22 protein-coding genes are annotated in these 23,084 nt (G+C 66.6%); 11 read left to right on the forward strand and 11 right to left on the reverse strand.

Annotated elements, in window-relative coordinates; translation table 11 throughout:
• Positions 1 to 52: 52 nt before the first annotated feature.
• The gene (locus AB1I47_RS02380; RefSeq protein ID WP_354682175.1) at positions 53 to 1,459 is read right to left on the reverse strand and encodes an RsmB/NOP family class I SAM-dependent RNA methyltransferase; all 1,407 of its coding nucleotides are present in this window, start codon (positions 1,457 to 1,459) and stop codon (positions 53 to 55) included.
• Entirely contained in the window at positions 1,456 to 2,124 is a 669-nt protein-coding gene (gene purN / locus AB1I47_RS02385; RefSeq protein WP_354682176.1) for a phosphoribosylglycinamide formyltransferase, read from the reverse strand. Before purN ends, AB1I47_RS02380 begins: the two co-directional genes overlap by 4 nt.
• Positions 2,125 to 2,381: 257 nt before the next feature.
• Between purN and AB1I47_RS02390 the strand changes: the two genes are divergently transcribed.
• Entirely contained in the window at positions 2,382 to 3,041 is a 660-nt protein-coding gene (locus tag AB1I47_RS02390; protein ID WP_354682177.1) for a response regulator transcription factor, read from the forward strand.
• Positions 3,042 to 3,108: 67 nt separating this feature from the next.
• On the opposite strand, the gene AB1I47_RS02395 is transcribed toward AB1I47_RS02390, so the two are convergent.
• Positions 3,109 to 4,923: an ATP-binding response regulator gene (locus tag AB1I47_RS02395; protein ID WP_354682178.1), complete on the reverse strand. Its 1,815-nt coding sequence runs from the start codon at positions 4,921 to 4,923 to the stop codon at positions 3,109 to 3,111.
• Positions 4,924 to 5,200: 277 nt separating this feature from the next.
• Here AB1I47_RS02395 and AB1I47_RS02400 point away from each other — a divergent pair, with 277 nt between their 5' ends.
• The 5 genes from AB1I47_RS02400 to dut all read left to right on the forward strand — a co-directional run bounded on the left by AB1I47_RS02400 (position 5,201) and on the right by dut (position 11,570).
• Positions 5,201 to 6,196 (forward strand): bifunctional riboflavin kinase/FAD synthetase, encoded by a 996-nt coding sequence (locus AB1I47_RS02400; RefSeq protein WP_354682179.1) that lies wholly within the window; start codon positions 5,201 to 5,203, stop codon positions 6,194 to 6,196.
• Between the two features lie 127 nt (positions 6,197 to 6,323).
• Positions 6,324 to 9,203 (forward strand): isoleucine--tRNA ligase, encoded by a 2,880-nt coding sequence (gene ileS / locus AB1I47_RS02405; protein WP_354682180.1) that lies wholly within the window; start codon positions 6,324 to 6,326, stop codon positions 9,201 to 9,203.
• The gene (gene lspA / locus AB1I47_RS02410) at positions 9,203 to 9,733 is read left to right on the forward strand and encodes a signal peptidase II (protein ID WP_354682181.1); all 531 of its coding nucleotides are present in this window, start codon (positions 9,203 to 9,205) and stop codon (positions 9,731 to 9,733) included. The genes ileS and lspA overlap by 1 nt, the downstream gene beginning before the upstream one ends.
• 104 nt (positions 9,734 to 9,837) lie before the next feature.
• Positions 9,838 to 11,040, forward strand: a complete 1,203-nt coding sequence (coaBC, locus tag AB1I47_RS02415) for a bifunctional phosphopantothenoylcysteine decarboxylase/phosphopantothenate--cysteine ligase CoaBC (protein WP_354682182.1) — start codon at positions 9,838 to 9,840, stop codon at positions 11,038 to 11,040.
• Between the two features lie 29 nt (positions 11,041 to 11,069).
• On the forward strand, positions 11,070 to 11,570 hold the full coding sequence (gene dut, locus AB1I47_RS02420; RefSeq protein ID WP_354682183.1) for a dUTP diphosphatase: 501 nt from the start codon (positions 11,070 to 11,072) through the stop codon (positions 11,568 to 11,570).
• 80 nt (positions 11,571 to 11,650) lie between these two features.
• On the opposite strand, the gene AB1I47_RS02425 is transcribed toward dut, so the two are convergent.
• The 4 genes from AB1I47_RS02425 to clpS all read right to left on the reverse strand — a co-directional run bounded on the left by AB1I47_RS02425 (position 11,651) and on the right by clpS (position 16,323).
• Positions 11,651 to 12,499, reverse strand: a complete 849-nt coding sequence (locus tag AB1I47_RS02425) for a VOC family protein (RefSeq protein WP_354682184.1) — start codon at positions 12,497 to 12,499, stop codon at positions 11,651 to 11,653.
• 46 nt (positions 12,500 to 12,545) lie between these two features.
• On the reverse strand, positions 12,546 to 13,553 hold the full coding sequence (locus AB1I47_RS02430) for a tripartite tricarboxylate transporter substrate binding protein (RefSeq protein WP_354682185.1): 1,008 nt from the start codon (positions 13,551 to 13,553) through the stop codon (positions 12,546 to 12,548).
• A 152-nt stretch (positions 13,554 to 13,705) separates the two neighbouring features.
• Entirely contained in the window at positions 13,706 to 16,000 is a 2,295-nt protein-coding gene (gene clpA / locus AB1I47_RS02435; protein WP_012353756.1) for an ATP-dependent Clp protease ATP-binding subunit ClpA, read from the reverse strand.
• Positions 15,997 to 16,323 carry an ATP-dependent Clp protease adapter ClpS gene (gene clpS / locus AB1I47_RS02440; protein WP_010814998.1) on the reverse strand — a complete coding sequence of 109 codons (327 nt, stop codon included), beginning with the start codon at positions 16,321 to 16,323 and terminating at the stop codon, positions 15,997 to 15,999. The genes clpA and clpS overlap by 4 nt, the downstream gene beginning before the upstream one ends.
• Before the next feature lie 515 nt (positions 16,324 to 16,838).
• On the opposite strand from clpS, the gene AB1I47_RS02445 reads away from it, so the two are divergent.
• Positions 16,839 to 17,045, forward strand: coding sequence for a cold-shock protein (locus AB1I47_RS02445; RefSeq protein WP_010814999.1), 207 nt, complete (start codon positions 16,839 to 16,841; stop codon positions 17,043 to 17,045).
• A gap of 214 nt (positions 17,046 to 17,259) precedes the next feature.
• Here AB1I47_RS02445 and AB1I47_RS02450 read toward each other — a convergent pair whose 3' ends face one another.
• Both AB1I47_RS02450 and icd read right to left on the reverse strand, forming a co-directional pair.
• Positions 17,260 to 17,721: a VOC family protein gene (locus AB1I47_RS02450; protein WP_354682186.1), complete on the reverse strand. Its 462-nt coding sequence runs from the start codon at positions 17,719 to 17,721 to the stop codon at positions 17,260 to 17,262.
• Between the two features lie 147 nt (positions 17,722 to 17,868).
• Entirely contained in the window at positions 17,869 to 19,119 is a 1,251-nt protein-coding gene (gene icd / locus AB1I47_RS02455; protein ID WP_354682187.1) for an NADP-dependent isocitrate dehydrogenase, read from the reverse strand.
• A gap of 268 nt (positions 19,120 to 19,387) precedes the next feature.
• Between icd and AB1I47_RS02460 the strand changes: the two genes are divergently transcribed.
• The 3 genes from AB1I47_RS02460 (at position 19,388) to AB1I47_RS02470 (ending at position 21,005) form a co-directional block, all read left to right on the forward strand.
• Entirely contained in the window at positions 19,388 to 20,062 is a 675-nt protein-coding gene (locus AB1I47_RS02460) for a pseudouridine synthase (protein ID WP_354682188.1), read from the forward strand.
• A 105-nt stretch (positions 20,063 to 20,167) separates the two neighbouring features.
• Positions 20,168 to 20,359, forward strand: coding sequence for a hypothetical protein (locus tag AB1I47_RS02465; protein WP_354682189.1), 192 nt, complete (start codon positions 20,168 to 20,170; stop codon positions 20,357 to 20,359).
• 181 nt (positions 20,360 to 20,540) lie between these two features.
• A complete protein-coding gene (locus tag AB1I47_RS02470; protein WP_354682190.1) occupies positions 20,541 to 21,005 on the forward strand; it encodes a DUF192 domain-containing protein in 465 nt (154 codons plus the stop codon).
• Between the two features lie 39 nt (positions 21,006 to 21,044).
• Here AB1I47_RS02470 and AB1I47_RS02475 read toward each other — a convergent pair whose 3' ends face one another.
• A complete protein-coding gene (locus AB1I47_RS02475) occupies positions 21,045 to 21,530 on the reverse strand; it encodes a YajQ family cyclic di-GMP-binding protein (protein WP_354682191.1) in 486 nt (161 codons plus the stop codon).
• A 138-nt stretch (positions 21,531 to 21,668) separates the two neighbouring features.
• Between AB1I47_RS02475 and murB the strand changes: the two genes are divergently transcribed.
• Entirely contained in the window at positions 21,669 to 22,679 is a 1,011-nt protein-coding gene (gene murB / locus AB1I47_RS02480) for a UDP-N-acetylmuramate dehydrogenase (protein WP_354682192.1), read from the forward strand.
• A 39-nt stretch (positions 22,680 to 22,718) separates the two neighbouring features.
• Here the strand turns inward: murB and ppnP are convergent, their stop codons facing one another.
• Positions 22,719 to 23,030 (reverse strand): pyrimidine/purine nucleoside phosphorylase, encoded by a 312-nt coding sequence (ppnP, locus tag AB1I47_RS02485; protein WP_354682193.1) that lies wholly within the window; start codon positions 23,028 to 23,030, stop codon positions 22,719 to 22,721.
• Positions 23,031 to 23,084: the final 54 nt, after the last annotated feature.

A 23,084-nucleotide genomic window follows, 5' to 3' on the forward strand; every position in this document is an offset into this window, starting at 1 on the left:
GGGTTCGCGCAGTCCGCCCGCCCGCAAACTGCCGGGCGGGCGGCGGCGCGCATCAGCTCGTGCGTTCCAGCACCGCGGCGAAGAAGCCGTCGGTCTGGTGCAGGTGGGGAAAGAGCGCGAACATGCCGCTATCCGCGGGCAAGTTCGGCACGTCGATTTTCTGCTCGGCCAGCACTTCGCTGGCGGGCACCAGGCGGAAGTTGGGGTGCGCGGCGAGGAAATCGCGCACGATCGCCTCGTTTTCGGCCTCGAGCACACTGCAGGTGGCGTAGACCACGCGGCCGCCGCCCTTCACCAGCCGGGCGGCCGAATCCAGGATCGCGCTCTGCTTGGCGGTCAGTTCCAGCACCGATTCCGGCGTCTGGCGCCACTTCAGGTCCGGATTGCGCCGCAGCGTGCCCAGGCCGCTGCAGGGCGCGTCCACCAGCACCCGGTCGATCTTGCCGGCCAGGCGCTTGATCTTGGCGTCGCGCTCGGAGTCGATCAGCACCGGATGGACGTTCGAGAGCCCGCTGCGCGCCAGCCGCGGCTTCAGGTTGGCCAGGCGCTTTTCCGATACGTCGAAGGCGTACAGCCGGCCGGTCGAGCGCATCGCCACGCCCAGCGCCAGCGTCTTGCCGCCGGCGCCAGCGCAGAAGTCGACCACCATCTCGCCGCGCTTCGGTGCCACCAGGTTGCACAGCAGCTGGCTGCCCTCGTCCTGCACCTCGACCAGGCCGTTGACGTAGGCCGGGAGCTGGTTCAGCGCGGGCTTGCCGGTCAGGCGGATGCCGGCCGGCGCCATTGGCGTGGGCTCGGCGCCCAGGCCGGCGGCCTGCAGTTCGGCCAGCGCGGCTTCGCGGCTGCCCTTGGCCAGGTTGACGCGCAGGTCCAGCGGGGCCGGCCGCAGCCAGGCATCGCCCAGTGCCGCGGTGAAGGCCTCGCCGTGCTGGCGCACCAGTTCGTCGTACAGCCATTCCGGCAGGTTGGTGCGCACGCGCGGCGCCAGGCTGGAGCGCTCGATCGTGGTGAGCCGGTCCAGCCAGGCACCCTCTTCCGGATACAGGAACGGCGTCAGGACGTCACGGCCCAGCGTGGCGGCCAGGCCCAGCAGCGCCAGGCGGCGCGAAGTCGGGCCGGTGCCGCTTTCGGCAAACTGCGCGAACTCCACGCGCCGGCGCAGCACCGCGTAGATGGCCTCGGCGATGATGCCGCGCTCGCGGTGGCCAAGCTTGCTGTTCTCGCGGAAGTAGTAGCTCAGCACGGCATCGGCGGGGCGTGCGAACAGCATCACCTTGCCGAGCAGGCGGTCGATATGCTGGATATGGGTGGCGTGCAGCCCGCCGTGCATGCGTGGCGCACCATCGCGGCCGGGGCCGGCATGGGGCGACTTGCGGATGGGGCTGGCCTTGCCCTTGCCGCGGGCGGGGGCGCGGCCCTCGCCGCGGTTCGTTCGGGTTCCTGCCTCGTTGCGACTCATGCCTGGACTCCTTCCGCCTGGGATCGGGCGGAGATGGCCATCAGCAATTGCGGCTCGGCCGGGTTGATAACGTTGACCACGCCGTCCTGCAGTTGCAGGCGGTCCTCGACGAACCATTGCACGGCGCGGGGATAGATCACGTGCTCGCATTCGAGCAGCCGTGCGGCCAGGGTCTCGGGCGTATCGGCGGGCCGCACGTCCAGCGCGGCCTGGATCACGATCGGGCCGTGGTCCAGCTCGGGGGTAACGAAGTGAACGGTGGCGCCGTGCAGCTTGACGCCCGCGTCCAGCGCCTGCTTGTGGGTGTTCAGGCCCGGGAAACAAGGCAGCAGCGAAGGATGGATATTCAGCAGCCGGCCCGCGTAGCGGTCGACAAAGCCGGGCGTCAGGATTCGCATGAAGCCCGCCAGCACCACCAGGTCGGGCGCGTGGGCGTCGATCGCTTCGGCCAGCGCCACGTCGAAGGCGGCACGGTCAGGGTACTGGCGATGATCGACCACGCCGGTTTCAATGCCTTGCTGCTGCGCGAACCGCAGCCCGGCGGCATCGGGCCGGTTGGACACTACCGCCGCCACGCGGGCGGGCCAGCCGCCTCCCGCGCAGGCTCGGACGATGGCTTCCATGTTGGAGCCCCGCCCGGAAATCAAGATGACAATTTTTTTCATCGCGCAATTCTACCAAGGCGAGGCGCTAAACTCCGGTAAAGCCAAGCCATTACGTACTTAATTCACCAAATCCGGACTTGCCGCGATGCCTCTAACATGTGGTGACGACGCCGTATACCCCCGATTGATGGATTGTGACGCTTCGCCCCCTCTGATAGAGTGGGCCCTACGTCCACGCGCCAAAACTGTGCATCGCCCCGAGCGCGGCAAGAGCTGGTGACAACAAGGACGAAACGGGAAATTAGACGGGAATTCGCATGTCGAACGCTGCACCGACGTTGTTGGTGGTCGATGATCATCCTATGGCTTTGTCAGGCACTACGGCTTTCCTGGCCGAAGTGATGCCGGATGTGGCAGTCCACGCCGCCGGCAGTGCCCGCGAAGCCCTGGCTAGCTTGCAACAAGGGCTTCGGCCTGACATCGTGCTGCTGGATATCTGGCTGAACGACGGCACTGGCTTCGATGCCATGCAGACGTTCAAAACCGTGATCCCCGGCGCACGCTTTATCTTCATGTCCGCCGAGGCCACGCCCGAGATCGTCGGCCGCGCCCGCGCGCTGTCGGCGTGCGGCTTCGTCGGCAAGCACCTCGACGCCAATGCCTTTACCGCGGCAGTGCGCAAGGTGCTCGCCGGCGACACCTCCTTCCCTACCGATGAAGCGCTGAGCGGGCGCGCCCAGTCATTCGGACCCGCGCACGGCATCCCCGTAACGCCGGCCGAGCTGGGCCTGACGCCGCGCCAGGGTTCGGTGCTGGCACTGGTGCTCGAAGGTTTGCCGAACAAGGTGATCGCGCGCCGGCTCGGGTTGACCGAAAACACGGTCAAGGAACACGTATCGGCCATCCTGCAGCGCCTGGGCGTGCGTACGCGCATGCAGGTGATGTCGCGGATGGAACGCTTCCGGCTGCGGCAGTAAGCCAGCTGGCGACAGCGCGGCGCCGGCTCAGCCAGCGCCCCACGGTCCCTCCCTTTCCCGATTACCCCTACGCGGGCCGCAGCCAGCGCCGCAGCAGCGTGCGCAGCGATGCCGGGTCCACCGGCTTGGGCAGCACGAAATATCCCGCCTCTTCCGCCGCCGCCAGCGCGGCTGACTTCAGGTCCCCGGTCAGCAGCGCGCTGCGCGCCTGCGGCTGCGTGTTCTGCCACCGCTCGAGCAGGTCCAGCCCGTTCTCGCTGCCCGGCAGGCGCAGGTCGCAGAAGATGATGTCCGGGCGCAGGCCACGGGCAAACAGCTTGTCGGCCTCGGCGCCATGGGCGGCGCAGGCTACGCGGATGCCCCAGGCTTCCATCAGCGCGATCCAGGCCTTGCGGATCTGGTTGTCGTCGTCCACCACCAGCACCGTGCCCTGCAGGCGATCGGGCTTGGCCACCTCCGCCTGCGCCACGGCGCGCATCTCGCGCACGCTGGCCACGGTCTCGGCCGGCACCGGCGCCAGCGCGAACCAGAACACGGAGCCCTTGCCCGGCACGGAACGCACCCCATAGGTGCCGCGCATCAGCCGCACGCACTCCTTGAAGATTGCCAGCCCCAGTCCCAGGCCCTGCGACGGATCGCGTTGCGGGTTGTTGACCTGGTAGTACGGCGAGAAGATTTCCGGCAGGTGTTCGGGCGTGACGCCCGCGCCGGTGTCCCACACCTCCAGCCGCACATGCTTGCGGCGCTGTCGCGCGGTCACCAGCACGCCGCCGCGCTGGGTGTAGCGCAGCGCGTTCTGCACGAGGTTGAACAGCGCGCGGCGCAGCAGCACCGGCTCGGCCATCGCGTACAACTCGTCGGGCACGCGCGGCGTCAGCGTGAGGCCGCTTTCGCGCGCGTCGGCGGCGAACTGGCTCATCACGTCGCGGATCAGTGCGCCGAGCTCGCACGGTTCCAGTGTCGGCAACACCTTGCGCCCTTCCAGCTTGGACAGGTCCAGCAGCGAGCGGAACAGCAGATCGATGGTCTGGGTGCCGGCCGCCACCTGCTCGACCAGCGGATGCAGCGCCGTCGACTGGTTGCGCGCGCGCAGCGCCTCCACCAGCATCACCAGCGCATGCACCGGCTGGCGCAGGTCATGGCTGGCGGCGGCAAGAAAGCGCGATTTCTCCTCGCTGGCATGCAGCGCGCGCTCTTTCTCTTCCTGGAACTGCTTGGCGAGTCGCCGGCTGTCGCCTTCGAGCTGGATCGCGCGCACCAGCGTGACCTGCAGGTTGAACGCATGGCGCGACAGCATCAGCCCGTAGATCACCAGCAGTACCTGCACATAGGCGCCATGGCCGGGGAAGGCGAATTCCGCCATCAGCAGGTTGGGCACCAGGATCGGCACGCCGGCGTAGACCAGGTTGGACGGCACCGGCGCCTGCGACACCGCGCCGCCCGCAATCACCCCCAGCGTCAGCAGGTACAGCACGCTCGAGAACACCGCCGAGTCCGTATACAAATGCAGCAGCGCCGAACTGCCCCATGTCACCCCGGTCAGGAAGGCCACCCCGCGCATGTTGTTCCACCACTTGCGCGTATGCGCGGAGCGGCTCATCGATGCGGCATCGCGCTGGTAGCCGTGGTAGAACCACAGCGCGCCCGCGGTCAGCAGCAGCATCCCCGCGCACCAGCCCAGCAATGCCCCATGGCTTGCGTCACCCCAGAACCCCAGCGTGGTCAGCGCCGGCAGCAGCACCGAGGCCACGATCGCCGTGGGCGAGTTCTTGTGCACGATGGCCATCAGCTTGGCGCGTGTCTCGACGTCAAGCTCCGCGGTCGATTGGGGCAGCAGTCGGGGCAGGAGCCGGGAGAAGAACCGGTTGGGCAGCGCGTTCAAGTGAGGCTGGCGTGGAATGGGCTGGAATCAGGATCCGATCAGGGGGCTCACCGGAGGCGAAATGGAACGGGGAGCCTCGGTCTAATGCCCGAAGTGATGCCCGGGTGACGCCGAGGTGACCGCTATCATGCCGCCTTTTGCGGCAACGCGCCATGCCGGGAGGGCCGGTTGAGGCACAAAAACAGCAGCCCCGCGCCGGCTGCGGGCGCCGGGGGCGGCAAGCCGACCCATTCGCCTTATAATGCTCGCTTTACCTGAAACAGTTCCCGCCGTCCCTGTGAAAGTCTTCCGCGGCCTGCCCAACGCCGAGAGCCGGGCGCCCTGCGCGCTCACCATCGGCAATTTCGACGGTGTGCATCGCGGCCACCAGTCGCTGCTCGCGCGTGCGCGCGCGGCTGCCGACGCGCGCGGCCTGCCGCTGTGCGTGATGACCTTCGAGCCGCATCCGCGCGAATTCTTCACCCCGGACAAGGCTCCCACCCGCATCGCGCTGCTGCGCGACAAGCTGGAAAGCCTGCGGCGCAACGGCGTCGACCGCGTGGTGGTGGAACACTTCAACGCCCACTTTGCCGCGCAATCGCCGCAGCAGTTCGTCGAGAACGTGCTGTGGCACGGGCTGCATGCGCGCTGGGTGCTGGTCGGCGACGATTTCCGCTTCGGCGCGAAGCGAGCCGGCGACTTCGCCTACCTGCAGGAAGCCGGGCGCCGCTACGGCTTCGATGTCGAGCAGATGGGCTCGGTTTCCGAAGGCGGCATCCGCATCTCCAGCTCGGCAGTGCGCCAGGCGCTGGCCGAAGGCGACCTGGAGCACGCGCGGCGCCTGCTGGGCCACGGCTATGCCATCAGCGGCCACGTGATCCATGGCCGCAAGCTGGGCCGCGACCTGGGCTTCCCGACGCTGAACCTGCGTATCTCGCACAAGCGCCCGGCGGTCAGCGGCATCTTCGTGGTGCAGGTGCACGGCATTGCCGAGCATCCGCTGCCCGGCGTGGCCAGCATCGGCGTGCGCCCGACCATCGAGGACGCCGGCCGCGTGCTGCTGGAAGTCCACCTGTTCGACTTCAACGACAGCCTGTACGGCAAGCTGGTGCGGGTCGAGTTCATGAAGAAGCTGCGCGACGAAGCGCGCTTCGACAGCCTGGAAGAACTGACCGCCGCGATCGCCAAGGACAGCGCCGACGCGCGCGCCTTCTTCGGCCTGACCGCGCCGGGCGCGGCCGAAGGCGCGGGCGGCCGCGACTTCGCTACCTCCGCCACCGACCGAATTAGCTAGCGGCCGGCGCCCGCCCACGCGACGCTGCCGCGCGGGCCCCGGTTCGCACGCCGCCTGCCCCAGTCTTCACGCGCGCCGCCGGCCTGCCCGCCGGCCGCGCGCCAACCGAATTGCTCCGAGAATCGAAATGTCCGACGACAAACGCGCCAAGCCCGAGAAGAACAAATACCCCGTCAACCTGCTCGACACGCCCTTCCCGATGCGTGGCGACCTGCCCAGGCGCGAGCCGCAGTGGGTCAAGCAGTGGCAGGACAAGCAGATCTACAAGAAGATCCGCGCGGCGCGCCAGGGGGCGAAGAAGTTCGTGCTGCATGACGGCCCGCCGTACGCCAACGGCGACATCCATATCGGCCACGCCGTCAACAAGGTGCTCAAGGACATGATCATCAAGGCGCGCGGCCTGAACGGGCTCGACGCCGTCTACGTGCCGGGCTGGGACTGCCACGGCATGCCGATCGAGATCCAGATCGAGAAGCAGTTCGGCAAGGGCCTGCCGGTGCAGGAAGTCCAGGCCAAGGCGCGCGCGTACGCAACCGAGCAGATCAAGCGGCAGATGGCGGACTTCGAGCGCCTGGGCGTGCTGGGCGACTGGGACCACCCCTACCTGACCATGAACTACCGCAACGAGGCGGACGAACTGCGCGCGCTCGGCAAGATCATGGAGAAGGGCTATGTGTTCCGCGGCCTGAAGCCGGTGAACTGGTGCTTCGACTGCGGCTCGGCGCTGGCCGAGGCTGAGGTCGAGTACAAGGACAAGGTCGACTTGTCGATCGACGTGGGCTTCCCGTTCGCCGAAGCCGACAAGCTGGCGCACGCCTTCAAGGTGCCGTTCGACCAGCTCGACGGCAAGCCGGGCTGGATCGTGATCTGGACCACCACGCCGTGGACGATTCCGAGCAACCAGGCGCTGAACGTGCACCCCGAGGTCGAGTACGCGCTGGTCGAGACCTCGCGCGGCTACCTGATCCTGGCGACCGAGCAGGTGGAGGAGCAACTGAAGGTCTACGGCCTGGAAGGCAAGGTCGTCGCCACCACCACCGGCGCGGCGCTGTCGGAAATCCGCTTCCACCATCCGCTGGCCAGGATGGACGCCGGCTTTGACCGCCTGTCGCCGGTCTACCTGGGGGACTACGTCACCACCGACACGGGCTCGGGCATCGTGCACTCGGCGCCCGCCTACGGCGTGGAAGACTTCCAGTCGTGCAAGGCGCACGGCATGCCCGACTCGGACATCATCAGCCCGGTCATGGGCAACGGCGTCTACGCCGGCACGCTGCCGCTGTTCGGCGGGCTGTCGATCTGGGATGCCAACCCCAAGATCGTCGAGGTGCTGGAGGCTTCGGGCAACCTGTTCAACTCGCACAAGTACACCCACAGCTACATGCACTGCTGGCGCCACAAGTCGCCGATCATCTACCGCGCCACCTCGCAGTGGTTCGCGGGCATGGATGTGGACCCGGCCGACAACGGCGGCACCCTGCGCGAGACCGCGCTGGCCGGCATCGACGCGACCGAGTTCTACCCGGCGTGGGGCAAGCAGCGCCTGCACAACATGATCGCCCACCGGCCGGACTGGACGCTGTCGCGCCAGCGCCAGTGGGGCGTGCCGATGGCGTTCTTCGTGCACAAGGAAACCGGCGCGCTGCATCCGCGCACGCCCGAGCTGCTGGAAGCCATCGCGAAACGCGTCGAGCAGCAAGGCATCGAGGCCTGGCAGACGCTGGACCCGGCCGAGCTGCTGGGCGACGAGGCCAGCCAGTACGAGAAGAACCGCGACACGCTGGACGTGTGGTTCGACTCCGGCACCACGCACTGGACCGTGATCCGCGGCTCGCACCGCGACGACCTGTATGAGCCGGCGGCCGATGAAGCCGACGGCCGTCTGGCCGACCTGTACCTGGAAGGCTCGGACCAGCACCGCGGCTGGTTCCATTCGTCGCTGCTGACCGCGTCGATGCTGTACGGCAAGCCGCCCTACAAGGCGCTGCTGACGCACGGCTTCACCGTCGACGGCGAAGGGCGCAAGATGTCGAAGTCGGTCGGCAACACGGTGTCGCCGCAGGACATCTCGAACAAGATGGGCGCCGAGATCATCCGCCTGTGGGTGGCCTCGACCGACTACTCGGGCGAGCTGTCGATCTCCGACGAGATCCTCAAGCGCGTGGTGGAAAGCTATCGCCGCATCCGCAATACGCTGCGCTTCCTGCTGTCGAACCTGTCCGACTACGACCACGCGAAACACGCGCTGCCGGCTTCGGAATGGCTGGAGATCGACCGCTACGCGGTGGCGCTGACCGAACGGCTGCAGAAGGAAGTGCTGTCGCACTACGAGGCCTATGAATTCCACCCGGTGGTGGCCAAGCTGCAGACCTTCTGCTCGGAAGACCTGGGCGGCTTCTACCTGGACGTGCTGAAGGACCGGCTGTACACCACGGCGGCGGACTCCAAGGCCCGCCGTGCCGCGCAGAACGCGCTGTACCACATCACCCAGGCAATGCTGCACTGGATGGCGCCGTTCCTGTCGTTCACCGCCGAAGAGGCGTGGCAGGTGTTTGCCCACGGCACCGAGCATGCCGACACCATCTTCACCAGCACCTACTACGCGGTGCCGGCAGTGGACGACGCCGACGACCTGCTGCAGAAGTGGCACACGCTGCGCGAAGTGCGCGCCGAAGTCACCAGGCAGCTCGAAGCGGTGCGCGTCGAGGGCGAGATCGGTTCGTCGCTGCAGGCCGAGCTGACGATCCAGGCCGGCGGCCCGGTGCTGGAAGCGCTGCAAAGCCTGGGCGACGACCTGCGCTTCGTGCTGCTGACCTCGTCGGCCAAGGTCACGCCCGCGCCCGAAGCCGGCGACCTGCTGGTGACGGTGACGCCGTCGGCGCACGCCAAGTGCGAGCGCTGCTGGCACTACCGCGCCGATGTCGGCCACAACCCGGACCACCCCACCCTTTGCGGGCGCTGCGACAGCAATCTGTTCGGCGCCGGTGAACACAGGAGCCATGCCTGATGGCATCGACTACGTCCCGTTCCGCACGCCCGGCACGCCGTAACGGCAAGGCCGCCAGCAACACCACCCCGCTGCTGTGGCTGGCCTTCGCGCTGCTGGTGGTGGTGCTCGACCAGTTCTTCAAGATCGTCATCGTGCGCAGCTTCACCTATGGTGAATCGCGCCCGGTCACGAGCTTCTTCAACCTGGTGCTGGTCTACAACAAGGGCGCGGCGTTCAGCTTCCTGGCCGATGCCGGTGGCTGGCAGCGCTGGTTCTTCACCGGGCTGGGCATTGTGGTGGGCGCGTTTATCGTGTGGCTGCTGTACCGCCACACCGGGCAGCGGCTGTTCTGCTTCGCGGTGTCGCTGATCCTGGGCGGCGCGGTCGGCAACGTGATCGACCGCGTGATCTATGGCCACGTCGTCGACTTCCTGGACTTCTACGTGCGCAACTACCACTGGCCGGCGTTCAACGTGGCCGACTGCGCAATCACGGTTGGGGCGGTGCTGCTGATCGTGGATGAATTGCGGCGGGTGCGGCGGAACTGAACGCCCCGATTGTGTTCCCCTCTGCGGCATGCGTGAGAGGGGAGCAAACCCGCAGCCGGCCTAGCCGTTATCATTTCCTATCTCCCTCAGCCAGGTTCCCCACCATGGATTTGCGCGGCAAGCACATCGTTCTCGGCCTGACCGGCGGCATCGCCTGCTACAAGTCGGCCGAACTGGTCCGGCTGCTGACCAAGGCCGGCGCCACGGTGCAGGTGGCGATGACCGAGGCGGCAGCGCATTTCATCACGCCGGTGACGATGCAGGCGCTGTCCGGCCGCCCGGTGTTCCTGTCGCAGTGGGACGCCCGCATCGACAACAACATGGCGCATATCGACCTCTCGCGCGAGGCCGACGCCATCGTCATTGCCCCTGCCTCGACCGATTTCATGGCGCGACTGGCCAACGGCCTGTGCGATGACCTGCTGAGCACGCTGTGTATCGCGCGCGACTGCCCGCTGCTGGTGGCGCCGGCGATGAACCGCCAGATGTGGGCCGCGCCGGCTACCCAGCGCAATGCCGCGCAACTGCGCGCCGATGGCGTGACCATCCTCGGCCCCGGCAGCGGCGACCAGGCCTGCGGCGAGGTCGGCGACGGCCGCATGCTGGAGCCGGAAGAGCTGCTCGACGACATCATCGCCTTCTTCCAGCCCAAGCCGCTGCAAGGCAAGCGTGTGCTGATCACCGCCGGCCCGACCTTCGAGGCGATCGACCCGGTGCGCGGCATCACCAACCTGTCGTCGGGCAAGATGGGCTTCTCGATCGCGCGCGCGGCGCGCGAGGCCGGCGCCGAGGTGCTGCTGGTGGCCGGTCCCACCGGCCTGCCGACGCCGCGTGGCGTGGTGCGCACCGATGTGCGCAGCGCGCAGCAGATGCATGACGCGGTGCTGGCGCAGCTGCCGGGCGTGGATGTCTTTGTCGCCGTGGCCGCGGTGGCCGACTGGCGCCCGGCAGAGGTCTCTCAGCAGAAGCTGAAAAAGGCCAACGACACCGACACACCGACGCTGCAGTTCGTGCAGAACCCCGACATCCTCGCCACCGTCGCGGCCCGTGCCGATGCGCCCTACTGCGTGGGCTTCGCCGCCGAGAGCGAGAACCTTGAGCAGTACGGCGAGCAGAAGCGCCAGCGCAAGGGCGTGCCGTTGCTGGTGGGCAATATCGGCCACCATACCTTCGGCCTCGATGACAACGAGATCGTGCTGTTCGACGCCGCCGGCATGACGCGCTTGCCGCGCGCCGACAAGCTGTCGCTGGCACGCCAGCTCGTTGCCGCCATCGGCCAGCGCCTGCCCGGACGCGCGCGTCCCTGATTGTTGAAACGAATTCCCCGAGATTGTTTATGACCCAGCCACTGAACCCGACCGTCGAAATCAAGGTGCTCGATGCGCGCCTGAACGAATGGGGCCTGCCCGCCTACCAGAGCGAGATGGCCGCCGCCATCGACCTGCACGCCTGCGTCGACGCACCCGTGTCGATCGCGCCGGGTACCGCCGCGCAACTGGTGCCGGCCGGCATCGCCGTGCATATGGGCAACCCGTACATGGCCGCGACCATCGTGCCGCGCTCGGGGCTGGGCCACAAGAAGGGCCTGGTGCTGGGCAACTCGATCGGCGTGATCGATGCCGACTACCAGGGCCAGATCATGGTCAGCGTGTGGAACCGCAATGCGCCGGGCACCGAACCCATCGTGATCCAGCCGGGCGAGCGCATCGCGCAGATGATGTTCGTGCCGGTGCTGCGGCCGGTGTTTACGACGGTGGACGAGTTCAGTGAGGACAGTGTGCGTGGGGCTGGTGGTTTTGGCTCGACGGGGGTGCATCACGCCAAGGTTAGCGCCTGAGCTGGTTTGCTCCCCTCTCCCGCTTGCGGGAGAGGGAGCACCCAATTGGTCACTCAAGACCAATAAGCCGCAGCCCGCCCTCAGCCCTGCTGCTCAAACAACAACGCCACACCACCAGCCGCCTCAGCCAGCACCAACGTCTCGCGCGGCCCCAGGTCATGTGTCGGCACACCTTCAGCACGCCAGCCAGCCCGCGCAGCGGCCAGGTCCGTGGTGCGCAAGCGGATCGCCGCATAGCCCGGCCCGCCGCGCCGCACATGGGCCGTCCCGGTCGCTGACGCCAACGCCTGCGGCGTGCTGATGACCAGCGTGGCATCGTCCAGCGCCAGGCTGCAGACATGCTCGCTCAACTGCGTCAGCTCGCCACCGGTCAGTTCCGCATAGGCATGCGCGGCGGCATCGACCAGGGCCGGCGCCACCACCAGAAACATGGTGGCGATGCTTTGCGCGCCGTTGGCATGGCCGGTCCACTCGGGCCGCCACAGCAGCTCAGGTGTGCGATGTTCGCAGACGAAAAAGCGCGCGCCCGGCGCATCGTCCAGCGCCGTCACCCGAAACGTTGCGGTGTGCTCGCTGCCATCGTCGAGCCGTACCGGGCGTGAAAACTCGATGGGGTCCGACGTGTGCCAGCCCGACCCACGCAGCTGCGCGGCGGTACCGAAGGCATCATCGCTCTTGCACGACATCGCCGCGCAACCGCCGCCGCGCGCCTGCGCGTCCCAGTAGTACTGCCGGCTCGGGCTGGGCCCACTGACGTGCAGCAGCTCGATGTAGTCGCGCCGCAGCATGATGCAGTGGTTCTGCGAGCCGAGCGTGTGGTAGCCCCGCGGCGTCAGCGTAAAGCCGAGCCGGCGCCAGGCCTGCGCCCCGGCATCGAGGTCGGGGCACACCACCACGGCGTGGTCGAACATTTCCGGTTGAGTCGCCATCGACGTCCTTGGTTGGTTTCGGCAGGCGCCGGTGCGCCCGCCGCCGTCATTCGAACTGGATATTCGCCTTGCGCGCCACCGCCTGCCATTTGTCGTGCTGGTGGCGCACCAGATTGCCAAGCTCGGCGGGGCTGCCGCCCACGATCTCGAACCCCTGCGCGGCCAGCGCCTCGACCACGCGCGGCTGGCGCAGCGACTCGACCAGCGCGTCGTGGATGCGCGCCACCGTCGCCGGTGGCAAGCCCGCCGGGCCAAAAACGCCGATCCACGAGTAAGCCTCGAAGCCCTTGATGCCCTGCTCCGCCACCGTCGGCACCTGCGGCAACTGGCGCAAACGGCTGGTGCCGGTCACGCCCAGCACCTTGATGGTGCGCGCGGCCACGTGCGCCTGCACTGCAGCATAGCTGCTGAAGAAGAGATCGACCTCATTGGACAGCACCGCCTGCACCGCCGGGCCGCCGCCCTTGTACGGTACGTGCAGCATATGCACACCGGTTTCGGTCGCCAGCGCCTCGGCGGCGAGCTGGTTCAGGCTGCCGATGCCGGACGAGGCATAGCGCACCCCGTCGGGCTTCGCCCTGGCCAGCGCCACCAGTTCGCGCACATTGGACGCGGGCAGCGACGGATGCGCGGCGATCACCAGCGGGAAGCGCACCAGCTGCGAGATCGGCGCGAAATCGCGGAAGGTGTCGTAGGGAAGCTGCTTGTAGGCGAAGGGATTGATCGCGTGGGTGTCGAAGGCCATCAGCAGCGTGCTGCCGTCGGGCTTCGCGCGCGCCACCGTGCTGGAGGCGATGAGCCCGCCGGCGCCCGGCTTGTTGTCGACCACCACGGTCTGCCTCAACGCCGCCTTCAGGCCCGGCTGCAATTGCCGCGCGACGATGTCGACACTGCCGCCCGGCGGAAACGGCAACACCAGCGCTAGCGGGTGATGGCCCGCCGGCCCTTCGGCCGCGCGGGCCGCAGTGGCGTGCATCATCGGGACGGGCATGGCGCCCAGCGGCAGGAACTTGAGCAGCAGGCGGCGGCGCCGCGTGCGTTCGGCAGAGGACATCGGGTATTTCGGGCAGGAGCCGCCGCAAACCCGGGTCCCGACGGACGCGGCCGGCGGCGGCCGGAGCAAAAGAAAGGGGGCGGCATGTTGCCGCCCCGTATTTTGCCCGATGATCAGCCACGTTGCAGGCAACGCGACCAATCGACCGGCGCTCAGGCTTCGGCGCGCTGCTCTTCCGGCGCCTCGGGCGGTTCCGGCTCGATCTCGGAGAAATCGAGCTTGATCTGGTCTTGCTCGTCCAGATCGACCACCACCTTGCCGCCCGATACCAGCCTCCCGAACAGCAGCTCGTCGGCCAGCGCCTTGCGGATCATGTCCTGGATCAGGCGCTGCATCGGTCGCGCACCCATCAGCGGGTCGAAGCCCTTGTGCGCGAGGAACTTGCGCAGCTTCTCGCTGAAGCTGGCTTCCACCTTCTTCTCGTGCAGCTGCTCTTCGAGCTGCATCAGGAACTTGTCGACCACGCGCAGGATGATCTCCTCGTCCAGCGAGCGGAAGCTGATGGTGGCATCCAGCCGGTTGCGGAACTCCGGCGTGAACATACGCTTGATATCCGCCATCTCGTCGCCCTGCTCGCGCGAGCTGGTGAAGCCGATGGTGGCGCGGTTCATGGTTTCCGCCCCCGCATTGGTGGTCATGATGATGATCACGTTGCGGAAGTCGGCGCGCCGGCCGTTGTTGTCGGTCAGCGAACCATGGTCCATCACCTGCAGCAGGATATTGAAGATATCCGGGTGCGCCTTCTCGATTTCATCCAGCAGCAGCACGCAGTGCGGCTTCTTGGTGACGGCCTCGGTCAGCAGGCCGCCCTGGTCAAAGCCGACATAACCCGGCGGCGCGCCGATCAGGCGGCTCACCGCGTGGCGCTCCATATACTCGGACATGTCGAAGCGCAGCAGCTCGATGCCCATGATGAAGGCCAGCTGCTTGGCGACCTCGGTCTTGCCCACGCCCGTGGGGCCCGAGAACAGGAACGAGCCGATCGGCTTGTCGGTCTTGCCCAGGCCGGCACGCGACATCTTGATCGCCGAGGCCAGCGCCTCGATGGCCGGGTCCTGGCCGAACACCACCGACTTCAGGTCGCGTTCCAGCGTCTGCAGCTTGCTGCGGTCGTCCTGGTTCACGCTCTGCGGCGGGATGCGCGCGATGCGCGAGACGATGTCCTCGATCTCGCCCTTGCCGATGGTCTTCTTCTGCTTGGACTTCGGCAGGATGCGCTGCGCCGCGCCGGCTTCATCGATCACGTCGATCGCCTTGTCCGGCAGGTGGCGGTCGGTGATGAAGCGGGCCGACAGCTCGGCCGCCGCGGTCAGCGCCGACGACGCATACTTGACGCCGTGGTGTTCCTCGAAGCGCGACTTCAGGCCACGCAGAATCTGCACGGTCTGGTCGACCGACGGCTCCACCACATCGATCTTCTGGAAGCGCCGCGACAGCGCCGCGTCCTTCTCGAAGATGCCGCGGTATTCGGTAAAGGTGGTCGCGCCGATGCACTTGAGCTGGCCCGACGACAGCGCCGGCTTGAGCAGGTTGCTGGCGTCCAGCGTCCCGCCCGAGGCGGCACCCGCGCCGATCAGCGTGTGGATCTCGTCGATAAACAGGATCGCGTTCGGATTGTCCTTGAGCGACTTCAGCACGCCCTTCAGGCGCTGCTCGAAGTCACCGCGGTACTTGGTGCCGGCCAGCAGCGCGCCCATGTCGAGCGAGTAGACAGTCGCCTTTTCCAGGATGTCCGGCACCTCGTTCTTGGTGATGCGCCACGCCAGGCCCTCGGCGATCGCGGTCTTGCCGACGCCGGCCTCGCCCACCAGCAGCGGGTTGTTCTTGCGCCGGCGGCACAGCACCTGCACCACGCGTTCGACTTCGCTCTCGCGGCCGATTAGCGGGTCGATCTTGCCGGCCTTGGCCAGCGCGTTCAGGTTCTGGGTGTATTGCTCGAGCGGGCTTTCCTTGCCATCGCCGCCCTCGCCCTCGCCCGCGGCATCGCCATGCTTGGCGGGCTCGGACTGGTCCTTGCGGATACCGTGGCTGATGAAATTGACCACGTCCAGCCGCGTCACGCCCTGCTGCTGCAGGTAGTAGACCGCGTGCGAATCCTTCTCGCCGAAGATGGCGACCAGCACGTTGGCACCCGTCACTTCCTTCTTGCCGTTGGAAGTCGACTGGACGTGCATGATCGCGCGCTGGATCACGCGCTGGAACCCGAGCGTGGGCTGGGTATCGACTTCGTCGGTACCCGGGACCACGGGTGTGTTGTCCGCAATGAAGTTCTTAAGGCTGGTGCGCAGGTCCTCGATATTGGCCGCGCAGGCGCGCAAGACTTCAGCTGCCGTGGGATTGTCGAGCAATGCCAGCAGCAGGTGCTCCACGGTTATGAACTCGTGGCGTGCCTGCCTGGCTTCGACAAATGCCATATGCAGGCTCACTTCCAATTCTTGCGCAATCATGCTTCCTCCATCACGCACTGCAGGGGATGCCCCGCCTGCCGCGCGTGCGTTGACACCAGCTCGACCTTTGTCGCCGCAATATCCCTGGTGTAGATACCGCAGACGCCCTTTCCTTCCCGGTGCACGGTGAGCATGATCTGCGTCGCCGTTTCCCGGTCCCTGCTGAAATACTGCTGCAGGATCATCACTACAAACTCCATCGGAGTGTAGTCGTCATTAAGCAGCACCACCTTGAACATGGCAGGCGGTTTGAGCGCCTGCTCTTTACGCTCCAGGATGGTGCCCGCTTCGCGTTGTGGGACATTCGCAAGCCGTGTAGCCATGGCTTTATTCTAACCCTTACTCGCAACTCTGCAATTTGGGGAAAAGGCGCCGGATTCAAGAGGCCGGGTCACCAGTTTCCGATGGTTGAATGACGCGGGTATTCCCGCCGGAGGCAGGGAAAAGCACGTCACGGATACGGGCGGGACAGCCCGGGCGGCTTGCGTGGCGCCAGTCGCCAAGGTACCACCAGCCGCCGTCCTGTTCCCGCCACACCCTGCACGCAGTGGGGATTCCGCCAGCTTGACAGTATTCTGCTTTGCCAGAAGAATCGATCACACACCTGCCGGCGGCCAGCGAGCCAAAGCAATAACCAAAGGCGGGTGATCCGTGAGCAGGGAGGCCCACGGCCCCGCGGCGGCGAGTCAGCACAGAGACTGGCCGTCACGCGATTTCACCCCGCCGCGCGTCATCGCCGGCCGCACTTCAGCACGCGGACGGCCATGGCGCCGCAGTCCGTGTCATCTGGCTGTCGTGCTTCCCCGCTTTGAAATCTGCTATTTCGTTGGGGGAGTATATGGCAAGCGGTATTGTCAAATGGTTCAATGACGCCAAGGGCTTCGGGTTCATCAAGCCGGACGAAGGCGAAGAAGAACTGTTTGCGCACTTTTCGGCTATCCAGATGTCCGGCTTCAAGACGCTGAAGGAAGGCCAACGCGTCTCGTTCGAGGTGGTCCAGGGCCCCAAGGGCAAGCAAGCCACCAACATCCAGGACGCCAGCTAAAGCGCGCCGCGACCGCATCCCGGCCGGCAGAGCCTGAGCGGTCAACGAGGGTGCGGGGGGGAGCTCCCCCGGGACGGGATCGCCGCCGGCGCCCGCCGAGCCGCCTCAGGCGGCGTGGCGGGCGCCGGCGCGCATCAGCTGCACGCACCGCATCCAACGGAAAGCCCGGCCTTGTGCCGGGCTTTCCGGTTTCTGCGCTTGCGGTTTCGGTCTGTCAGGCCCAGCCGTCGATCTTCAGCCCGCTGGCCTGCTCGGCCTCTTCCTTGCTGACCTTGCGCACCGTCTGGCCGAAGGTCCAGACATGGCCCTCCGGGTCTTTGGCCGTGTACGACCGGTCGCCATAGAACTCGTCCTGCGGCTCGCGCACGATCGCCGCACCGGCGGCGCGGGCGCGCTCGCAATGCTCGTCCAGGCCGTCCTTCAGGTGCACGTGCACGGTCTGGGTGTTCTTGCCCCCTACCGAGGCCGGGCTGGCGGTAAAGTCCGCCCACTCGCTACCCACCATCAGGTAGCTGTCGCCGAACCGCATTTCCGAATGCACCAGCTGCTCCTGCTGGTCGCGGATCACCATGACCCGCTCGAAGCCGAAGGCGCGTTCCAGCCAGTCCAGCGCCGCCAGCGGGTCCTTGTAGAAGAGGGCCGCGCCGAAGGCGGTGCGGCGGAAGGGATCGTCCATGCCAGTCTCCTCGGGCCGCCGGCCCGTCAGTCCAATCCCTGACGTTCTAGGCAAGCGCGGCGCCCGGCGCAAGAAAAAACCCCGCTGCCGGCCAGCAGGCAACGGGGCGTTCCGTGGCAGGATGCCCGCCGCAGCGGGAGTCCGTGCTTACATATTGTCGATCATCACCTGGCCGAAGCCCGAGCACGAGACCTGCGTCGCGCCTTCCAGCAGGCGGGCGAAATCATAGGTGACCTTTTTGGACAGGATCGACTTTTCCATCGAAGCGATGATCAGGTCGGCCGCCTCGGTCCAGCCCATGTGGCGCAGCATCATTTCGGCCGACAGGATTTCCGAGCCGGGGTTGACGTAGTCCTTGCCGGCGTACTTGGGCGCGGTGCCGTGGGTGGCTTCGAACATCGCCACCGAGTCGGACATGTTCGCTCCCGGCGCGATGCCGATGCCGCCAACCTGCGCGGCGAGCGCGTCGGAAACGTAGTCGCCGTTCAGGTTCAGCGTCGCGATTACCGAATACTCCGCCGGACGCAGCAGGATCTGCTGCAGGAACGCGTCGGCAATGGCGTCCTTGACCACGATGTCCTTGCCGGTCTTCGGGTTCTTGAACTTGCACCACGGGCCGCCATCGACCAGCTCGGCACCGAATTCCTTTTGCGCCAGCTCGTAGCCCCAGTCACGGAAGCCACCTTCGGTGAACTTCATGATGTTGCCCTTGTGCACCAGCGTCACCGACGGCTTGTCGTTGTCGATGGCGTACTGGATCGCCTTGCGCACCAGGCGCTCGGTGCCTTCGCGCGAGACGGGCTTGACGCCGATGCCCGAAGTCGCCGGGAAGCGGATCTTCTTCACGCCCATCTCGTCCTGCAGGAACTTGATGAGCTTCTTCGCCTGTTCGCTTTCCGCCGCCCATTCGATGCCGGCGTAGATGTCTTCCGAGTTCTCGCGGAAGATCACCATATCGGTCTTTTCCGGCTCACGCACCGGCGAGGGCACACCCTTGAAGTAGCGCACCGGGCGCAGGCAGACGTACAGGTCGAGCTGCTGGCGCAGCGCCACGTTCAGGGAACGGATGCCGCCGCCCACCGGCGTGGTCAGCGGGCCCTTGATCGAGACCACATATTCCTTGAGCACGTCCAGGGTTTCGTCCGGCAGCCATACATCCGGGCCGTAGACCTTGGTCGACTTCTCGCCGGCGTAGATCTCCATCCAGGCGATCTTGCGCTTGCCGGCGTAGGCCTTGGCCACGGCCGCGTCGACCACCTTGATCATCACCGGGGTGATATCGACACCGGTACCGTCGCCTTCGATGTAGGGAATGATCGGATTGTCCGGGACATTCAGCGAAAAGTCCTGGTTGACCGTGATCTTTTCGCCGGCCGGAACCTTGATGTGTTGGTACATGACGTCTCCAGTACGGAACGGTTGTGACTGCCGCCGGTGCGTGGCCGGGCGGCGAGATTCGGGGAGATGGCGCTTGGCATTGTAGCGGGCATCGCCGCGCCGACGTGCTGCATTGCGTCACCTGCCAGCGCCATTTCAATCTGACTTCAGTCTTATATAAGACACAAGACTAATTTCGTATTATGCAGCAATTTTTCATCATCCGCCAATCCGGGGCGGCCCGAAGGCGGGCTGTCCAGGCGCGGCGGCTGCGGCATACTTGCGCCCCATGACCCTGATCGCCCTGAACAAGCCGTTCGGCACCATGAGCCAGTTTTCCGAACACCCGACGCGCCCGACGCTGGCCGCGTGCGTGACCGTGCCGGGCGTCTACCCGGCCGGGCGGCTCGACGCCGACAGCGAAGGCCTGTTGCTGCTGACCGACGACGGCGCGCTGCAGGCCCGCATTGCCGACCCGCGGCACAAGCTGGAGAAGACCTACCTGGCGCAGGTAGAAGGCATACCGGACGCGGCCGCCCTCGCCCGGCTGCGCGCCGGCGTGGATCTTGGCGATTTCGTGACGCAGCCGGCCAGGGTGCGGGCCATCGAGACGCCGGACTGGCTGTGGCCGCGCCATCCGCCGGTGCGTTTTCGCGCGGCGATCCCGACCTCGTGGCTGGAGCTGAAGATCCGCGAGGGCAAGAACCGGCAGGTGCGCCGCATGACCGCGGCGGTGGGCTTCCCCACGCTGCGGCTGGTGCGGGTCGGCATCGGCCCGCTCGATCTGCGCGAACTCGCACTGGCGCCGGGCGCCACCTGCGAAATTTCGCCGGATCAGCTGGGGCTGGTGGCTGCGCCCGCGGCGCCGGTTTCCCGTTCCCGGCCAGAGCCTGCGCGGCGCAGCCATGTATCCAACCCCAGACAGGCGAACGGCGCCAAGCGGCGTCCACGTTACAAAAACTAACAAATGGCGGGTCAACGATGCCCGCTGCGGCCTCGTTCTTGTGGGGGACACGTCCAATCACGCGTCACACCTTCCGACTGTTCTTATCCTTCGAGGTAATTCGCCATGAAAAAACTGATCGCTGCCCTGGTTGTTGGCCTGTTCGCCACCGGCGCTTTCGCCCAGGCTTCGGCTCCTGCTGCTGCCGACGCAGCGCCCGCGGCCACCAAGGAAGCGCCGAAGGCCGCCAAGAAGAAGACCTCCCACAAGAAGCACACCAAGAAGAAGGCCGCCGCTTCGGCCCCGGCCGCGCAGTAAGCTGCGCCCCGCCCTGCCCGGTATTGCGCGCGGCAGGAGAAGAAAAGGCAGGCCACCACCGTGCGCCTGCCTTTTTTGTTGCCTGAGTTTGTGGGCCCCGGCTGGCGTAACGCCCCCGCACAACGGCGCGCCCCGCCTGCGCTATGCTTGCGGCTGCCCGCGCTCTTTCAGACCGAACACCATGTCCTTCCTGTCCAACACGCTGTTGTCACGCTGCTTACCTGTTGCCGGCATGATCGCCGCGCTGACCGCGGGCATCGCCCACGCGCAGGCCGCGCTGCCGGTGGTGCCGCTCACCGCCGGCATGTATGCGATCCAGGCCGAGGTTGCCGCCACGCCGGCTGCGCGCGAGCAGGGGCTGATGTACCGCAAGAGCATGGCGCCCAACGCCGGCATGCTGTTCGTATTCGAACAGAAGGCGGGCCACTGCTTCTGGATGCGCAATACCGAGCTGCCGCTGTCGATCGCCTTCCTGGCCGACGACGGCACCATTGTCAATATCGAGGACATGGCACCGCGCAGCGAGAACAACCACTGCCCGAAGGCGGCGATCCGCTATGCGCTGGAGATGAACAAGGGATGGTTTGCGCAGAAGGGCCTCAAGGCCGGCGCGAAGATCAGCGGGCTGCCGCAGCCACGCCAGTGAGCGATGCCGGCGCGGGTGCCGGCATCAGCGTCACGCGACTCAGTCGCGGAAATTATTGAAGTCCAGCGGCGCTTCGGACACGTCCTTGCGCAGCATCGCGATCACGTTCTGCAGGTCGTCGCGCTTGGTGCCCGACACGCGCACCGCGTCGCCCTGGATGCTGGCCTGCACCTTGATCTTGCTGTCCTTGATCATGCGCACGATCTTCTTGGCCAGGTCGCCGGTCACGCCCTTCTTGATCGTGATGACCTGCTTGACCTTGTCGCCACTGATCTTGTCGGTCTTGCCATAGTCCAGGAAGCGCACATCCACATTGCGCTTGGCCATCTTGCTGATCAGCACATCCTTGACCTGGTCCAGCTTGAAATCGTCGTCGGCAAAGGCAGTCAGTTCATTTTCCTTGTGCTCGACCCGGGCGTCGGAGCCCTTGAAATCGAAGCGCGTCGAGATTTCCTTGTTGGCCTGCTCGACGGCGTTCTTCACCTCGACCATGTTCGCTTCGCACACTACGTCAAACGACGGCATTGCATTCTCCTTGTGATCCGTATGCCCGGAAGCCTGGCGCCGCCACTGGCGGCACTGCGCACTTCCGTATAATCCAGCCTACCTCGCAGTTCCGGGTCGCTTGCCAACCAGCGGCGGCCGCGTCACCTTTCCTCTTGCATGGCAGATTTCCACGAATTCTATCCCCTGCGTCGTCACAATACATTCGGATTCGACGCGCGCGCACGCTTTGCGGTGTATGTGCGCAGCGAGGCCGACCTGACGGAGGCACTGGCCGATCCGCGCGCCGCCGGCCTGCCGCTGGTGGTGCTGGGCGGTGGCAGCAACGTGGTGCTGACGCGCGATCTCGAGGCGCTGGTGCTGCTGATGGAAATCCCCGGCTACCAGCAGGAAGACGCCGACGACGCCTGGCTGGTCACCGCCGGCGCGGGCGAGAACTGGAACGCGCTGGTCAACCGCACTATCGCCGACGGCATGCCCGGCCTGGAAAACCTGGCGCTGATTCCCGGCACCGCGGGCGCCGCGCCGATCCAGAACATCGGCGCCTACGGGGTCGAGCTGCGCGAGCGCTTCGAAGGCGTGCGCGCCTATGACCGCCACACCGGCGCATTCGTGTGGCTGGACCTGCGGGCGTGCGGTTTCGGCTACCGCGACAGCCTGTTCAAGCGTGCCGGCGCCGGCCGCTACATCATCACGGCGGTGACGCTGCGCCTGCCCAGGGCGTGGCAGCCGGTGTTGTCGTACGGAGAACTGGCGCGCGAACTCGACGCCCAGGCCGCCCCCGCTGCGGCGGCGATCCGCGACGCCGTGGTCGCCATCCGCTCGCGCAAGCTGCCCGACCCGGCGCACGTCGGCAACGCCGGCAGCTTCTTCAAGAATCCGCTGGTCAGCGCGGCACAGCGCGACGCGCTGCTGCAGGCCCATCCGGACCTGGTCAGCTATGCGCAGCTGGACGGCTCGTACAAGCTCGCCGCCGGCTGGCTGATCGACCGTTGCGGCTTCAAGGGCGTCAGTGACGGCCCGGTAGGCGTCTATGGCAAGCAGGCGCTGGTGCTGGTGCACCATGGCGGCGGCACCGGCGCGATGCTGCTGGCGCTGGCCAACCGCATTGCCGATACCGTCGAATCGCGCTTCGGCGTGCGCATCGAGCCCGAGCCGGTGGTGCTCTGAGCGCTGCCGCTTTGGTAACCAGCCGCGCTCAGCCGTGTTTCAGCCAAAGTGGCAGACGTAGTCCAGCGTGTCCTGCACCTCGATATCGAAGCTGCTGTCGCCCGGCACGCTGAACTGCTCGCCGGCGCCGTAGGTCTGCCACGCTTCCGAACCGGCCAGGCGCACGCGGCAGGTACCGGCGTTGATTTCCATGATTTCCGGCGCGCCGGTATTGAAGGTCAGCGTGGCCGGGAAGATCACGCCCAGGGTCTTGCGGGTGCCGTCCGGGAACAGCACGGTGTGGCTCACGCACTTGCCGTCGAAATACAGGTTGGCTTTCTTGACGACCGACACGTTGTCGAACTGGCTCACTTCCATCTCCTTGATTGTCTTGCGAAAGACGTAAAAAGAGGGGCCATCGCGGCC

The sequence above is a fragment of the Cupriavidus necator genome (assembly GCF_040578825.1).
GTDB classification, from domain to species: domain Bacteria; phylum Pseudomonadota; class Gammaproteobacteria; order Burkholderiales; family Burkholderiaceae; genus Cupriavidus; species Cupriavidus necator_E.

Bases quoted from the DNA above. Each gene is read 5' to 3' on its own strand.
- AB1I47_RS02380 (WP_354682175.1), bottom strand. From the start codon at position 1,459: ATGAGTCGCAACGAGGCAGGAACCCGAACGAACCGCGGCGAGGGCCGC.
- purN (WP_354682176.1), bottom strand. From the start codon at position 2,124: ATGAAAAAAATTGTCATCTTGATTTCCGGGCGGGGCTCCAACATGGAA.
- AB1I47_RS02390 (WP_354682177.1), top strand. From the start codon at position 2,382: ATGTCGAACGCTGCACCGACGTTGTTGGTGGTCGATGATCATCCTATG.
- ileS (WP_354682180.1), top strand. From the start codon at position 6,324: ATGTCCGACGACAAACGCGCCAAGCCCGAGAAGAACAAATACCCCGTC.
- lspA (WP_354682181.1), top strand. From the start codon at position 9,203: ATGGCATCGACTACGTCCCGTTCCGCACGCCCGGCACGCCGTAACGGC.
- coaBC (WP_354682182.1), top strand. From the start codon at position 9,838: ATGGATTTGCGCGGCAAGCACATCGTTCTCGGCCTGACCGGCGGCATC.
- dut (WP_354682183.1), top strand. From the start codon at position 11,070: ATGACCCAGCCACTGAACCCGACCGTCGAAATCAAGGTGCTCGATGCG.
- AB1I47_RS02425 (WP_354682184.1), bottom strand. From the start codon at position 12,499: ATGGCGACTCAACCGGAAATGTTCGACCACGCCGTGGTGGTGTGCCCC.
- AB1I47_RS02430 (WP_354682185.1), bottom strand. From the start codon at position 13,553: ATGTCCTCTGCCGAACGCACGCGGCGCCGCCGCCTGCTGCTCAAGTTC.
- clpA (WP_012353756.1), bottom strand. From the start codon at position 16,000: ATGATTGCGCAAGAATTGGAAGTGAGCCTGCATATGGCATTTGTCGAA.
- clpS (WP_010814998.1), bottom strand. From the start codon at position 16,323: ATGGCTACACGGCTTGCGAATGTCCCACAACGCGAAGCGGGCACCATC.
- AB1I47_RS02445 (WP_010814999.1), top strand. From the start codon at position 16,839: ATGGCAAGCGGTATTGTCAAATGGTTCAATGACGCCAAGGGCTTCGGG.
- AB1I47_RS02450 (WP_354682186.1), bottom strand. From the start codon at position 17,721: ATGGACGATCCCTTCCGCCGCACCGCCTTCGGCGCGGCCCTCTTCTAC.
- icd (WP_354682187.1), bottom strand. From the start codon at position 19,119: ATGTACCAACACATCAAGGTTCCGGCCGGCGAAAAGATCACGGTCAAC.
- AB1I47_RS02460 (WP_354682188.1), top strand. From the start codon at position 19,388: ATGACCCTGATCGCCCTGAACAAGCCGTTCGGCACCATGAGCCAGTTT.
- AB1I47_RS02465 (WP_354682189.1), top strand. From the start codon at position 20,168: ATGAAAAAACTGATCGCTGCCCTGGTTGTTGGCCTGTTCGCCACCGGC.
- AB1I47_RS02470 (WP_354682190.1), top strand. From the start codon at position 20,541: ATGTCCTTCCTGTCCAACACGCTGTTGTCACGCTGCTTACCTGTTGCC.
- AB1I47_RS02475 (WP_354682191.1), bottom strand. From the start codon at position 21,530: ATGCCGTCGTTTGACGTAGTGTGCGAAGCGAACATGGTCGAGGTGAAG.
- murB (WP_354682192.1), top strand. From the start codon at position 21,669: ATGGCAGATTTCCACGAATTCTATCCCCTGCGTCGTCACAATACATTC.